This window comes from Actinomadura decatromicini (genome assembly GCF_008121305.1).
Taxonomy (GTDB): Bacteria; Actinomycetota; Actinomycetes; order Streptosporangiales; family Streptosporangiaceae; genus Spirillospora; species Spirillospora syzygii.
The window spans coordinates 183,274-197,097 of the sequence record NZ_VSRQ01000005.1 but is presented as its reverse complement, the minus strand read 5'-3'; the positions used below and the strand labels follow the sequence as shown (position 1 = coordinate 197,097).

Annotated in this window: 11 protein-coding genes; 4 read left to right on the top strand and 7 right to left on the bottom strand. The window is 71.6% G+C overall.

Features of this window, described 5'->3' with window-relative positions:
- Positions 1-30: 30 nt before the first annotated feature.
- Genes FXF68_RS23610 through FXF68_RS23595 form a run of 4 tightly spaced genes read right to left on the bottom strand, consistent with a single transcriptional unit; the run spans position 31 to position 3,076 of the window.
- Positions 31-495 (bottom strand): thioredoxin family protein, encoded by a 465-nt coding sequence (locus tag FXF68_RS23610; protein WP_148762738.1) that lies wholly within the window; start codon positions 493-495, stop codon positions 31-33.
- Between the two features lie 55 nt (positions 496-550).
- The gene (locus FXF68_RS23605) at positions 551-919 is read right to left on the bottom strand and encodes a rhodanese-like domain-containing protein (RefSeq protein ID WP_148762736.1); all 369 of its coding nucleotides are present in this window, start codon (positions 917-919) and stop codon (positions 551-553) included.
- Between the two features lies 1 nt (position 920).
- A complete protein-coding gene (locus tag FXF68_RS23600) occupies positions 921-2,321 on the bottom strand; it encodes a purine-cytosine permease family protein (RefSeq protein WP_222870055.1) in 1,401 nt (466 codons plus the stop codon).
- Between the two features lie 17 nt (positions 2,322-2,338).
- On the bottom strand, positions 2,339-3,076 hold the full coding sequence (locus FXF68_RS23595; RefSeq protein WP_148762732.1) for a tRNA-dependent cyclodipeptide synthase: 738 nt from the start codon (positions 3,074-3,076) through the stop codon (positions 2,339-2,341).
- Positions 3,077-3,345: 269 nt separating this feature from the next.
- Between FXF68_RS23595 and trxB the strand changes: the two genes are divergently transcribed.
- Positions 3,346-4,266, top strand: coding sequence for a thioredoxin-disulfide reductase (trxB, locus tag FXF68_RS23590; RefSeq protein WP_246178906.1), 921 nt, complete (start codon positions 3,346-3,348; stop codon positions 4,264-4,266).
- Positions 4,267-4,272: 6 nt separating this feature from the next.
- Here the strand turns inward: trxB and FXF68_RS23585 are convergent, their stop codons facing one another.
- Positions 4,273-5,247, bottom strand: coding sequence for a LysR family transcriptional regulator (locus tag FXF68_RS23585; protein WP_187438068.1), 975 nt, complete (start codon positions 5,245-5,247; stop codon positions 4,273-4,275).
- Positions 5,248-5,511: 264 nt separating this feature from the next.
- Between FXF68_RS23585 and FXF68_RS23580 the strand changes: the two genes are divergently transcribed.
- The 3 genes from FXF68_RS23580 (at position 5,512) to FXF68_RS23570 (ending at position 12,681) form a co-directional block, all read left to right on the top strand.
- Positions 5,512-9,210: a M28 family peptidase gene (locus FXF68_RS23580; protein ID WP_222870054.1), complete on the top strand. Its 3,699-nt coding sequence runs from the start codon at positions 5,512-5,514 to the stop codon at positions 9,208-9,210.
- Positions 9,211-9,399: 189 nt separating this feature from the next.
- A complete protein-coding gene (locus FXF68_RS23575; protein ID WP_148762726.1) occupies positions 9,400-10,674 on the top strand; it encodes a trypsin-like serine peptidase in 1,275 nt (424 codons plus the stop codon).
- A 372-nt stretch (positions 10,675-11,046) separates the two neighbouring features.
- Positions 11,047-12,681 carry a GMC family oxidoreductase gene (locus tag FXF68_RS23570; RefSeq protein WP_148762724.1) on the top strand — a complete coding sequence of 545 codons (1,635 nt, stop codon included), beginning with the start codon at positions 11,047-11,049 and terminating at the stop codon, positions 12,679-12,681.
- On the opposite strand, the gene FXF68_RS44795 is transcribed toward FXF68_RS23570, so the two are convergent.
- Both FXF68_RS44795 and FXF68_RS23560 read right to left on the bottom strand, forming a co-directional pair.
- A complete protein-coding gene (locus FXF68_RS44795; protein WP_148762722.1) occupies positions 12,678-13,238 on the bottom strand; it encodes a protein-tyrosine phosphatase family protein in 561 nt (186 codons plus the stop codon). The two genes, FXF68_RS23570 and FXF68_RS44795, sit on opposite strands and share 4 nt — an antisense overlap.
- A complete protein-coding gene (locus FXF68_RS23560) occupies positions 13,235-13,798 on the bottom strand; it encodes a CGNR zinc finger domain-containing protein (RefSeq protein ID WP_148762720.1) in 564 nt (187 codons plus the stop codon). The genes FXF68_RS44795 and FXF68_RS23560 overlap by 4 nt, the downstream gene beginning before the upstream one ends.
- Positions 13,799-13,824 lie beyond the last annotated feature (26 nt).

Sequence of the window (13,824 nt, the reverse complement as noted above, 5' to 3'; positions counted from 1 at the left end):
GCGTAGGCGGGGCCCGCCGGGAGTCCCGGATCAGTACGTGCGGACGACGTTCGTCAGCCAGGCGCGCAGCGCCTCCGGCGACGACGGGTCGAAGCCGACGAACCGGCTGCCGTACTCGGCGGTCTTCCGGACGCTCACCAGCGCCGGAATCCCCCTGACGCCGTACTTGCCGGTCAGGGCCTTGTTCTGGTCGACGTCCACGCGGGCCCAGACCCAGGCTCCGTTGTCCGCGTCGTGGTACTTCTGCAGGTACGGCTTCTGCACCTGGCACCAGTGGCACCAGGTGGCGGTGAAGTCCAGCACGACGGGCTTCGTGTTGGACATCTCCATGACCTGCTGGTAGTTCGCCGACGTGACGTCGACGACCGTCTCGTCCGCGAACGAGGCCGACGCGGCGCGGGTGGCGGGGGCGGCGACGGCGGGCGCCGCGAGGCCGGTGGCGAGCGCACCGGCCAGGGACAGCGTCCCGGTGAGGAGGGCGATCGTGCGTTTCACGGTGGTACTTCCTTCCATGGGTGCGGGCGATCCGGGCCCGGGGCGGCCCGGACGATCAGGGGGCGGACGGTCGACCGGCGGACGACTCGGTCGGAAGCCCGGCGGCGACCCAGTCCTCGATCCCCTCGCGGTACTTGCGGACGTCCCGGTAGCCGAGTTCGAGCAGCCGCGCGCCGACCAGCCCGCTGTTGCGGCACGGGACGTTCGCGCAGTACACGACGACCGGCACGGACTTGTCGGGCAGCACGCGGGGCGCGTGCTCGTCGGTGGACTCGGCGGCCCGCTCGTAGGGGAAGCCGGGGATGTTGCGCGCGCCGGGAAGGTGCTCCTTCTCGTAGTAGGCGGACGGCATCGTGTCGACGACGACGACCGTCCCGGCGTCCATCTCGGCGGCGAGGCGCTCTCGGGTGATCAGGGGCAGCACGTCAGGTTCCCTTCGGGGTCGCGGCGGTGACGTGGGCGGACGCCTCCGCGCCGCCACCGCGCCCGAACCGCCCGAAACGGAGCCGCCCGGCGCGGAGGCGCGCGACACGGACACGGCCGAGGACGGTCTGGACGGTGAACGCGACGGCGAGCGAGGTGAGGGCGGCGCTGCCGAGTCCGGCGACGGCGGCGGCCGTGCCCGCCGCCCAGCTGACCAGGGCGCGCGGCGCCCAGTCGGCCGGGTCGGGGGGCGGCGTGCCGGCGCGGCGGGCGTCCTGGAGCACCGGCCGGCACGCGCGTACGAGGTGGTATTCGGCGATGACGATCCCGGCGACGGGCGGGGCGAGCATCCCGACCGCGGTGAGGAACCCGGCGAAGGCGTGCACGATGCCGGCCGCGGACAGCAGCGTCCCGAGCGCGCCGAGCGCGACCGTCACCGGGACGCGGCCGACCCGCCGCCCGGTGAGCACGTGGACCGCGTTGACCAGGCCGAGCGAGGACGAGTACAGGTTCCAGTCGTTGATCTTCAGGATCGCGGTGGCGAGGACCAGCGTGCCGAGCACCCCGGACGACGAGGTGACGATCCCGACGACGTCGTCGGTGCGGGCGGCGTGCGCGAGCAGCACGCCGATCAGCCCGATCGCGTACTCGCCGAGCGTCACCGACAGCAGCGTCTGCTTCACGACGTCGGAGGCCCGCCGGTTGAACCGGGTCATGTCCGGCGTCATGATCGCGCCGAGCACGAACGCGCCGGACACGAGCGTGACGCCCGCGCCGAGCGACAGCGGCGGCCCCGGCGGCTCCGCCGCGACCAGCTCGGACAGCGGGTGGCTGCGCAGCGCGTCCACGATGGAGACGAGCGCGAGCGCCAGGAACGCCGGGACGGTCAGGCACCCGACCCACGCCATCGTCCGGAACCCGTAGGTGGTGACGGCGGTGATGGCCGCGCCGCCGAGCAGCGCCCACTGCCATTCGGACGACCACGGGGCGAGGTCGTGCATGCCCTGCGCGAACACGCCGTTCTGGACGCCGAACCAGCCCGCCAGGCTGATCGCGACGAGCATCCCGACGAGCGCGGAGCCGCGCCGTCCGAACCCGGCCCAGCGCGCGAGGACGGACGTCGACAGCCCCTCCCGCACGCCCGCGACACCGAGCAGGATCGTGATCGTCTCCAGCAGGACGGAGCCGACCGTGATGGCGAGGACGGCGTCCCAGAACGTCATGCCGTAGCCGAGAATCGCGCCGACCATGAACTGCTGGAATGACGAGACCTGGCCGAATCGCTGCACCGCGACGGAAATCCACGAACGGCGCGCGGATTCCGGAACGCGGACGAGCGAGTAGTCGTCGTGCCCGACCGTCCGGGCACCGGACGCGGGATCAAGCACGGGGTGGGAGTTCACGATCTTTCACCCGGCCCCTAGCCGACATTCCCGAGCCGGAAAAGCGCTCTCTCGTCCCGCCGCTCGGCGCCAGGCTCGGGACGCGCCTCGCGGACGACGAGGAATCCCTGCCCGTCCCGTGGCTTCCACTCCAGTTCCCGGTTGAAGAACCTTTCGAGAAACCGCACCCGCTGGTGGTAGGCGAACACCGAGTTGGCCGCGCCGACGATGTGTCCCGATCCGGCGAACAGCGGGAGCTCGGCCAGGAAATAGCGGACGCCGAGCCGGAGTTCCTCGGACGTGGCGGGACGCCCGTCCGGGAGCTTGCCGTCCAGGACCCAGCGGGTCGCCTCCAGGCATGCGTCCCGGAACTCCCGGTTGCCCAGGAAGAGAATGTTCGCCTGGTCCAGAAGCGCCTGGTAGCGCGGGTTCGCGTTGAGCCGCACCATGCTCAGCACGTGGTCGTCCGGATCCGGGACCGACAGCGCCACCAGCGCGGACCGGATCTTGTTGTGCGTGTACCGGGCCTGCCGGTGCGCCTTCTGCCGGGCCCGCGACGGCGGGTACCCGAGCGCCTCGAACGTGTACGCGGTGATCTCGTCCGGGACGAAGAAGTGGAAATCGGCGAACCCGGCCGACGCCCACCGGGCGAGGCTCGCCAGCCGTTCCGCGCTGAAATAGCTGTTAAAGGGGCTGACCCCGATGCACACGTGATCGTTATGCCGCAGCACGTTCGCGCATTCGCCGGACAGCGGTTCGATCTCATACGCCGCCATGACACCCTCCGTTCGTTATCGCGGTTCGGAAGGGAGTGTGGGCGGCGGCACATCCGGCCGCCAATGCCATCGGGGTATACCGCGCCTGCATAACCCCGGGAAGAACGGGAGCCGATCCGTACGCTGGCGGCGGCCGGGCACCGGAACGGCGACCGCGCCGCCTAATAGCCCCCGCATAGCCCCCGCCAATAGCTTCACTAAATAAACCCTGCTTGAGGCTTCTCTCCACCGCTCCCGAGACGAGGTACAGCGTGCGAACGGATCGCGACGTGCGAAATCTGATCATCATCGGGTCCGGCCCGGCCGGGTACACGGCGGCGGTGTACGCGGCCCGCGCGGACCTGGCCCCGCTCGTGATCGAGGGCGCCGCGTTCGGCGGCGCGCTGATGACCACGACCGAGGTGGAGAACTTCCCGGGCTTCCCGGTCGGCGTCCTCGGCCCCGACCTCATGGACGCGATGCGCAAGCAGGCCGCGCGGTTCGGCGCGGACCTGCTGTGCGACGACGCCGTCCACGCCGAGCTGGGCGGCGCCGTGAAGCGGGTGTGCGCGGGCGACGTCGAGTACCGGGCCCGCGCGGTGATCCTCGCGACCGGCTCGGCGTGGCGGCCGCTCGGCGTCCCCGGCGAGCAGCGGCTCCTCGGCCGCGGCGTCTCGTCCTGCGCGACCTGCGACGGCTTCTTCTTCAAGGGGCAGCACGTCGCGGTGGTCGGCGGCGGCGACTCCGCGATGGAGGAGGCGACGTTCCTGACCCGGTACGCGGAGAGCGTCACGATCGTCCACCGGCGGGACGAGTTCCGCGCGAGCCGGATCATGGCGGAGCGGGCGCTCGCCGACCCGAAGATCGCGGTGCGCTGGAACACGGTCGTGACGGGCGTGGAGGGCGCCGACCGGGTCACCGCCGTGTCCGTCCGGGACGCGCGCACCGAGGCGACCGGCACGCTCGACGTCACCGGCCTGTTCATCGCCATCGGCCACGACCCGCGCAGCGAGCTGTTCGCGGGCCAGGTGGACGTGGACGCGCAGGGCTACGTCCGCACGCAGGCCCCGAGCAGCCGGACGAACCTCCCCGGCGTCTTCGCCTGCGGCGACCTGGTCGACCGCACCTACCGCCAGGCCGTCACCGCCGCCGGAACGGGCTGCGTCGCCGCCCTCGACGCCGAACGCCACCTGGCCGACCTGGGCGTCTGAGAAACGTCAGTCGCAGGGGACGTCGAGGAGCCGCGGTCGGGAGTCCGGGTTGTCGGCGAGCCAGGGCAGCGTCATCCCGTTGCGCTGCACCACCGGCCGGTACAGCTCGTGGTACGTCCGGTGCAGGATGTCGATCTCGCTGGTCGGGACGTTCGACGTCCGCCAGCGCAGCACGCGGTATGCGTCGGTGGCATGCCCCTCCAGCGCGACGATCGTGATCCCGTCGCCGGGCAGCCAGGTCGGGGACGCGAGCGTGATCGCGAACCCGGCCGCGACGAACCCGACCATGCTGGTGAAGTCGGTGTCGGCGTACCGGAAGCGCGGGGTGAACCCGGCGGCCTCGCAGGCGGCGCGGAGCATGGCGGTGCCGCCGTCGTCGCCGCCCTGCGGCGGGATCCAGGTCTCCTCGGCGAGGTCGGTCAGCGACACCCGGCCGCGGCGGGCCAGCCGGTGCGACGACGCGAGCGCTATCCCGCACGGCTCGACCGTGATCACCCGTTCCGTCGTGCCCGGCGGGCACGGCGGCGCGTGGTGGTCGGCGACGCGTCCCATGAACACGACGTCGACCAGGTCATTGGCGAGCAACTGCGTCAGCACGGCGCCGGAATAGTCGAGGCTCGTCGTCACCTCGCGGTGCGGCAGTTCGGTCTCCAGGCTGCGCAGCCATTCCCCGAGAAGAATGTGCGGATGGGTGCCGAGCCGGATGCCCGACCGGGACCCGCCGCCCGGCAGCGTCGCCAGCAGATCGTCCATATCGGCGAGGAGGCCGCGCGCCCTTGCGAGAACATGCCGACCCAGCGGAGTTGGCGTAATTCCGCCAGCTCCGCGCACGAACAGGGGCCCGCCGAACGCCTTCTCGATCCGCCGCAACTGGTTGCTCAGCGTCGGCTGTGACACGCCCAGGCTGGCCGCCGCGCGGGTGATGCTGCCCATCTCGGCCAACTGGGTGAGAACTCGTAAATGCCGCAGTTCAACCTGCATAGCGGTGAAGCTATGCCGAAGTGGAAGGGGCCGCAACCGATTCGCAGATGTCACTCTCATCTTCGCAAGACGCGACAAACCGTCCGCCCGCCCCGGTGCCCGCCCCCCGTTTATCCGCATTTCACCTCCCAATTCGGGAGCCGGCTCGCTCTCGTCCGGCCCGTGTGACCGCGGGTTCCCGTCCGCCGGTGGCGGTGGTCGCGCCTGCGGCCGCCCCGTCCCCCCGCGGAGCGGCCTCCCCCGTGTCGATGGAGGCATGCGGCAGTGAAACGCAAACCGATTCTGGCGGTCCTTGTGGCCGCCGCTCTCGTGCTGGCCGGCCTGGTGCCGGTGGCCCTGAGAGCGCTCCCGAACGCGAAGGGCGCGACGCCCGATCCGAAGACGGCCGCCGTGGCGTCCGCCGAGCGCGTCGTTGCCGGACGGGTCGCCGAACTTCACCCGAGCAAGTTCGACGGCTACGTCCGGACGCAGGTCACCGGAACCCCCTGGGGCCTGAACTACGTCGCGTACGAGCGGACGTACCGCGGGCTCCCCGTGGTCGGCGGCGACTTCGTGGTCGCGACCGATGACAAGGGCCAGGTGCGGAACCTGTCGGTCGCGCAGAAGCGCGCGCTCGACCTTCGCAGCGTCACCCCCAAGGTCGGCAAGGCGGCCGCCCTGCGCACCTCGCGCGCGGCGCTGACCAAGCCGGACAAGAAGGCGCTCCAGCCGCGCCTGGTCGTGCACGCGCTGGCCAAGCCGCGCCTCGCCTGGGAGACCACGGTCTCCGGCCGGGACGGCAAGCAGCCCAGCATGAAGAAGGTGTACGTCGACGCGCTGACCGGCAAGAGGTTCGCCGAGCAGGAGCTGATCTACGCGGGCACCGGCACCGGCATCTGGGAAGGTTCCAACCTCAACATCGGAACGACCCAATCCGGCAGCCAGTACACGATGCGGGACCCGCAGCGGTCCGGCATCACCTGCGCCGACCTCAGCACGAACCAGATCTTCTCCGGCCCGGACGACGTCTGGGGCAGCACGTCCAAGACGAGCAAGGAGGCCGGCTGCGTCGACGTCATGTACGCGTCCGCCGGTGAATGGGACCTGCTGAAGTCCTTCGGGCGCAACGGCCTGAACGGCAGCGGCCAGTGGTACCCGGCGCTCGTCGGGCTCGACGAGGTCAACGCCTACTGGAACGGCTCCAACGCCCGCTTCGGCCACAACAACTCCGGCCAGTGGATCACCGCGACCGACGTGGTGGCGCACGAGTTCGGACACGGCCTGGACAACTTCACCCCCGGCGGCATCTCCGGCGGCGGGACCCAGGAGTTCGTCGGCGACGTGTGGGGCGCGGCCACCGAGGCGTTCCTCAACAACCCGACGGACAAGCCCGACTACACCGTCGGCGAGATGATCAACCTGACCGGGTCGGGACCGATCCGGAACATGTACCAGCCGTCGCTGGTCAACAACGACCCGAACTGCTACTCCAGCTCCGTCCCGAACATGGAGGTGCACAAGGCGGCGGGACCGGGCAACCACTGGTTCTACCTGCTCGCCGAGGGCAACAACCCGGGCGGCGGGAAGCCGACCAGCCCGATCTGCTCGGGCGGTCCCTCCTCGGTGACCGGCATCGGCATCATGAACGCCGCGAAGATCTTCTACAACGCGATGGCGATGAAGACCTCCGGCACCAACTACGGCCGGTACCGGGTCCTGACGCTGACCGCGGCGAAGAACCTCGACCCGTCCTGCAACTGGTACAACAAGGTCAAGGACGCCTGGAACGCCGTCACCCTCGGCGCGCAGTCCGGCGAGCCGACCTGCACGCCGTCCGGGAACGACTTCTCGCTCTCGGTGTCGCCGAGCTCCGGCTCGGTGAAGCCGGGCGCGTCGGTGCAGGCCACGGTCAACACGACGGTCGCGAGCGGCGCCTCGGAGCCGGTCGACCTGACCGCCACCGTGTCCCCGGCGAACAGCGGCCTGACCGCGACGTTCAGCCCGTCGACGGTGAACTCGGGCAGCACGTCCGCGCTCACCATCGCGGCGACCGACGCGGCCAAGACCGGGCCGTTCACGGTCACCGTGACCGGTAAGGGACGCACCAACACGCACACCGCGACGTACAACCTCACCGTCGAGGGCGGCGGAAACCCGGGCACGGGCAACCCGCCGGACGTCAACGTGGAGAACGTGAAGGCGCACCTGCAGCAGTTGCAGAACATCGCCACGCAGAACGGCGGCACCCGTTACGCCGCCAGCGGCGGTTACACGGCGTCGGTGTCCTACATCGAGCAGAAGCTGCAGGCGGCCGGGTTCACCGTGGCGCGGCAGACCTGCGCGTCCGGCTGCACGGCGGGCGCGGGCCCGAACCTGATCGCCGACTGGCCGGGCGGCAACGCGGGCAGCGTCTACATGTTCGGCGCCCACCTGGACAGCGTCCGGGCCGGGCCCGGCCTGAACGACAACGGCAGCGGCTCGGCCGCGCTGCTGGAGACCGCGCTGACCCTGGCGCAGTCGAAGCCGTCGATGCTGAACCACGTCCGGTTCGGCTGGTGGACGGACGAGGAGCAGGGCCTCAAGGGCTCGACCTACTACGTCAACCAGCTCCCGAGCACCGAGCGGTCGAAGATCAAGGGCTACTTCAACTTCGACATGGTCGGCAGCCCGAACCCGGGCTACTTCATCGACGGCCTCACCTCGTCGCTGTCGGCCAACCTGAAGGGCTACTTCGACTCGATCAACATCGTGCCGGACGAGATGTCCGAGTGCTGCAGCGACGACGGCCCGTTCCGCAACGCCGGAATCCAGACGTCGTTCCTGTCCACCGGCGCCTCCGCGGTGAAGACCACCACGCAGGCGCAGAAGTGGGGCGGCACCGCCGGGCAGGCGTACGACCGGTGCTACCACCAGTCCTGCGACACCTACCCGAGCAACATCAACACGACCGCGCTCGACCGGAGCACCGACGCCATCGCGTGGGCGCTGTGGAAGACGTCGGTGAACAGCACGCCCACGGACGACTTCTCGCTCACCGCGGATCCGTCGTCCGCGAGCGTCCAACCGGGGCAGTCGGCCACGGCCACCGTCAGCACGGCGGTGACCGCGGGCGCCGCCCAGCCGATCGACCTGTCGGCGACGGTGTCGCCGGGCGGGCCGAAGGTGACCTTCAACCCGGCCTCGATCCAGGCCGGCGGCAGGTCCACGATGACGGTCGCCACCACGTCGGACACCCCGGCGGGCGACTACAACGTGACGGTCACCGGCGCCGGGAAGTCCGCTTCGCACACCGTCTCCTTCACCCTGTCGGTGAAGGGCGCGGGAACGGACGACTTCTCGGTCTCGGTGGACCCGTCCACCAGCACCGTGGAGGCAGGGAAGCCGGCGACGGCGACCGTCCGCACCACCCTGACCGGTGGTTCGGCGCAGCAGGTCGCGCTGTCGGCGACCGTGTCCCCCGGCGGGCCGACGGCCACCGTCGACCCGGGCTCGGTGCAGACCGGCGGCACGGCGACGCTGAACGTGGCCACCACCAGCAGCACGCCCGAGGGCAGCTACACGGTGACGGTCACGGGCAAGGGCTCGGTCACGCGGACGGCGACGTTCACCCTCTCGGTGACGAAGCCGACCAACGACCGGACCGCCAGCAGCGACACCCAGTACCCGCTCGACGACTACACCTGGACGGTCAGCCCGATCCAGGCGAACGTGTCCGGTCAGGCGGCCTACCAGGTGACGCTGTCGATCGACGTCGACCACACCTGCATGGAGGACCTCGGCGTCTGGCTGGTCTCCCCGGCCGGTCAGACCTACCAGGTCAAGAAGCAGGGCACCGGTCAGTACGAGTGCACGCCGTGGAACGGCCCGAAGACGTTCTACGTCCCGGGCGTCAGTTCCCAGGCGTCCGGCACCTGGCAGTTGTACTTCTACGACTACGGCCCAGGTGACACCGGAACGCTCAACGGCTGGAGCGTGACCCTCTGACGAGGGTGACCCGCTAGCCACCGGACGTGTCCGGCCCGGCCTCCCTCCCCTTCCGGGGGGCGGACGCCGGGGCCGGGCCGGGCACGTCCCTCTCTCCCCGCCCCCTCTCTCCCCGCCCCCTCTCCCACCGCTCCCTCTCCCCATCCGCTCCTCTTCTCGCTCCCCCGCTCAAAAGAGGAAGTGCGTCGCATGTCCCGCCAACCACGCACACGCGCCCTGTCGACGGCGATCGCGGTCGCCGCGACGCTGCTCCTGCCGGCCGCCCTCGCGCCGGCCTTCTCCTTTCCCCGCGCCGACGCCGCCGCGCGGCCGGCGCCGGCCGAACCCGCTCCCAAGCCCGACGCCGCCGGTGAGATGAAGGCGAAGGACGCCGTGCTGCGGTACGCGTCCGGCGCCCGCTCCACGCAGGTCACCATCAGCGATCCGGGCTCCTCCTACATCAAGGTGCACTTCGCGTCGGTGCGGCTGCTCCCCGGCGACCGGATCACGGTCGCCGCCCCGTCCGGCCGCGAGGTGCACACCTACCACGGCGACCCGACGAAGGGCCGGACCCGCGGCGACTCGCCGTTCACCGTCCACGGGCGGACGGGCTTCGCCGCGCTGTCCGTCGACGGCGACACGGCCGTCGTCACCCTGCGGTCCGCCGCGCGGCGCACCGACGCCGCCGACCTCGCCAGGCGCGGGTACGGCGTCCGGATCGACTCCTATTACCGCGGCTACTCCGAGGCCGAGTTCGCGGCCGCGAATCCGCGCCCGTTCAGCGTGTGCGGCGCGGACGGACGGCGCGACGTCGCCTGCTACAAGGACAGCCACCCGACCGAGTACGCCCGCTCGCGCGCCGTGGCCCGGCAGCTCGTCAACGGGCTCGGCTCCTGCACGGCCTGGCGGGTCGGCGACACGAACCGCATGCTCACCAACCAGCACTGCATGGAGAGCGCGGCCGACCTCAAGGCCAGCGAGTTCCAGTTCGAGTACGAGTGCGCGACGTGCGGCGGCAACAACCCCAAGCCGGGCGTCAAGGTCAGCGGCGCGGAGCTGCTCAAGCTCAGCCCGCTCAGCGCCCTCGACTACGCGCTGTTCTCCGTCACCGACTTCGCGAAGATCCAACCGTTCGGGACGCTCTACCTGGAGACCCGCGAACCGTCCGCGAACGAGCGCATCTACATCCCCGGCCACGGCGACGTGAAGCCGAAGCGCCTCTCCCTCTACGAGGACGCCGACGGCGGCGCCTACTGCAAGATCGGGACGGTCGCGTCCGGCGTGAACACCGGCTACCTGTGCGACAGCTCCGGCGGGAACTCCGGGTCGCCGGTGCTCGCCGGGTCCTCGCACAAGGTGATCGCGCTGCACCACCTCGGCGGCTGCCCGAACTGGGGAACCCGGATCAGCCTCGTCTACAAGGAGATCTCCGGCCTGATCGACAACGACCCGGCCGCGCCCCTCACGCGGGCCCCGGGCCTGTAGGAGACGAGTTGTAGGAGCACGACCTCCCGTCCAGGACGAATCTCCCCTCGGGTCCTGGACGGGCCCCGCGTCCGGCCGGTCTCTCGGCGGGGAGAGACCGGCCGGACGCTCGCCGGTACCGCGCCGGCCGTGACCTGGCCCTCGCGCCGGCGCGGTACCGCACACCGCGGCGGCGCTCTCCGCGTTCCGGCTTCCGGGTTCCGGGTTCCGGTCATCGGGACCCGTCTTGGCCTGGCGACCCGGCCCCTCTTACGATCGCGGCACCCATTCACGTCGCCCCTCGAACCGGCGGCGCCCCGACGGGCCAGGCGCGGGCCCTCTGAGCGCGGCCGCCCGGCCGGTGTCCCGGCCCGGCGTCCGCTGGAGGAACTCATGGACGTGACCGCCGCCGTGCCGGGTGCCGCGACCACCGCCGACTACGTCGTCGTGGGGGCGGGCAGCGCGGGATGCGTGCTGGCGAGGCGCCTCGCCGAGTCGGGGGCGGACGTCGTCCTCGTGGAGGCTGGCGGGCCGGACCGGACGCCGCTCGTCCGCAAGCCGGGCCTGATCGCCGTATTCCACAACGTCCCGCAGTTGAAGAAGCGGCTGGACTGGGGGTTCTACAGCGTCCCGCAGAAGAGCGCGCTCGACCGGAAGATCCCGCAGGTGCGCGGGCGGGTGCTCGGCGGGTCCGGGTCGATCAACGGGATGCTGTTCGTGCGCGGCAACCGGAAGAACTACGACGACTGGGCCGCGGACGGCTGCGACGGATGGTCGTACGCCGACGTCCTGCCCAGCTTCAAGCGCCTGGAGAACTGGGAGGACGGCGCGACCGAGCTGCGCGGCGCGGGCGGTCCGATCCAGGTGACGCGGCAGCGCGACCTCACCCCCGCGTCGGAGGCGTTCATCGAGGCGCTCGCCGACACGGCCGGAGTGAAGCGCAACGACGACTACAACGGCGAGACGCAGGACGGCGCGGGCATCTTCCAGCAGAGCGTCGACAAGGGCCTGCGGTACAGCTCGTCCGTCGGATACCTGGACGACCACGGCCTGCCGAACCTGACCGTCCTGACGAACGTGCTGGTCGAGCGGGTGGTCGTGGAGAAGGGACGCGCCACGGGCGTCGCGGTCGTCACGAAGAAGGGGCGTCGCTCGACGGTGCGGGCGTCGCGGGAGGTCGTCCTCGCGGCGGGCGCGTTCGGGTCGCCGCACCTGCTCCTGCTGTCCGGCGTCGGACCGGCCGCCCACCTGCGCGAACACGGCATCGACGCGCACGCCGACCTGCCCGTCGGGGACAACCTGCACGACCACATGTTCGTCCCGATGACCTACGTCATGGACTCGGCCCGGCACCGCGGCACCGCGCCCTACTTCGCGTCGGGCGTCGTCCGGGAGTGGACGAGGGGCGGGACGTGGGTCGCGCGCAGCGTGTTCGAGGCGGTCGGGTTCGTCCGCACCGGGCAGGCGGGCGACGTGCCCGACCTGCAACTCCACGCGCTGCCGTGGTCGTACCCGTTCCCGAACCAGGACGCGCCCGTCCGGCACAAGGTCGACAAGCGCTCGGCGCTCACCGTCATGCCGACGCTGATCTACCCGAAGAGCCGGGGGACGCTGCGGCTCGCGTCGGCGGACCCGTCCGCCGCGCCGCTGATCGACCCCGGCTACCTCACCGACCCGGACGACTCGCGGCTGCTGCTGGACGGCGTCGAACTCGTCCGCGCGGTCATGGCCAACAAGGCCATCGCGGGCGACGTGAAGGCGGAGCTGTCACCCGGCTCCGGCTTCCCCGACCGCGCGGCCCTCGCGAAGGAACTGCCGAACCGGGCGACGACCGTCTACCACCCGGTCGGCACGTGCCGGATGGGCTCGGACGAGCGCGCCGTCGTCGACCCGGCCCTGCGCGTCCGAGGCATCGAGGGCCTCCGCGTCGCGGACGCCTCGATCATGCCGACCATCGTCGGTGGCAACACCAACGCCGCCAGCATGATGATCGGCGAACACGCCGCCACCCTCATCCTCGGCGCCTAACCCGGGAAACTGGCCACCCAGCGGCGTTGCCAGGGGGTTTCCACGGCGCGGGGGTGGTGGTGTTCGCGGGTCCAGGCGACGGCGTCCGCCGGGGCGACGCCGGACAGGACGGCGAGGCAGGCGATCACCGTGCCGGTGCGTCCGACGCCGCCGCCGCACGCGACCTCGACCGACTCCCCGACCCTCGCCCGCGCGTGCAGCGCGCGGATCTCCCGGACGGCGTCGTCGCGGTCGCGCGGCAGCAGGAAGTCGGGCCAGTCGATCCACGCGGACGGCCAGGTCAGCGCGGACCCGTGGCGGCGACGCAGCCGCCCGGAGCCGAGGTAGAGCCCGAAGTCGGGGACCGGCCCGTCCGGCATCGGGTTGCGCAGGCCACGGCCCCGGACGCGCGTCCCGTCCGGCAGCTCGATGGCACCGGTCAGCGGCGCGCCGTTCGGCGAGGTGTCATTTGTCGGGGTGGCATTCGGTGGGGCCCTGTTCGGCGTAGGGCTGTTCGGCGGAGGGCTGTTCGGCAGGGCGCCGTCCGGCGGAGGGCTGTTCGGTGGGGTGGCGGTCATGGCGTGGCCGTTCGGGTGCGGGCGCGGTGGTTGGCGACGTTGAGGCGGTTGCCGCACAGTTCGGGCGTGCAGTAGCGGCGGCGTCCGGCCCGGCTCACGTCGGCGAACACGCCCCGGCAGCCAGGGGCGGCGCAGGCGCGGAACCGGTCGTGGCCGAGCGCCCGGACGGTCCCGGCGATCCCGACCGCGGTGACGGCGGCCAGTTCGGCGGCGAGCGGCGCGTCCGGCGCGGTCGGAACGTGCCACCGCCAGCGCCCGTCTCCGTCGGCTGGGCGGAGGACGGGTGCGCGTCCGGCCCGCCCGAGCAGCACGGCCGCACCCGCGACGGCCTGCTCGGCGGTCTCCGTCTCGATGATCCCCCGCACCTCCCGGCGCAGGAAATGAACTTCGCGGACGTCGTCGTCGGCGGGCGTCCGCAGGTCGTACCCGTACTCGGCGAGGAAGGCACCGAGGGCGGCGCGGTCGGGGAGATCCTCCGTCCCGTGGACGGTCGGCGACGTCCTGACCAGGTCGTTCGCAAGGTCGGCCGCCGCCGCGTAGTCGGCGAGCGCTATGTCCACAAGCGTCCTCCTGTAATGGCTACAGG

Bases quoted from the DNA above. Each gene is read 5' to 3' on its own strand.
- FXF68_RS23595 (WP_148762732.1), bottom strand. From the start codon at position 3,076: ATGGCGGCGTATGAGATCGAACCGCTGTCCGGCGAATGCGCGAACGTG.
- FXF68_RS23585 (WP_187438068.1), bottom strand. From the start codon at position 5,247: ATGCAGGTTGAACTGCGGCATTTACGAGTTCTCACCCAGTTGGCCGAG.
- FXF68_RS23575 (WP_148762726.1), top strand. From the start codon at position 9,400: ATGTCCCGCCAACCACGCACACGCGCCCTGTCGACGGCGATCGCGGTC.
- FXF68_RS23570 (WP_148762724.1), top strand. From the start codon at position 11,047: ATGGACGTGACCGCCGCCGTGCCGGGTGCCGCGACCACCGCCGACTAC.
- FXF68_RS44795 (WP_148762722.1), bottom strand. From the start codon at position 13,238: ATGACCGCCACCCCACCGAACAGCCCTCCGCCGGACGGCGCCCTGCCG.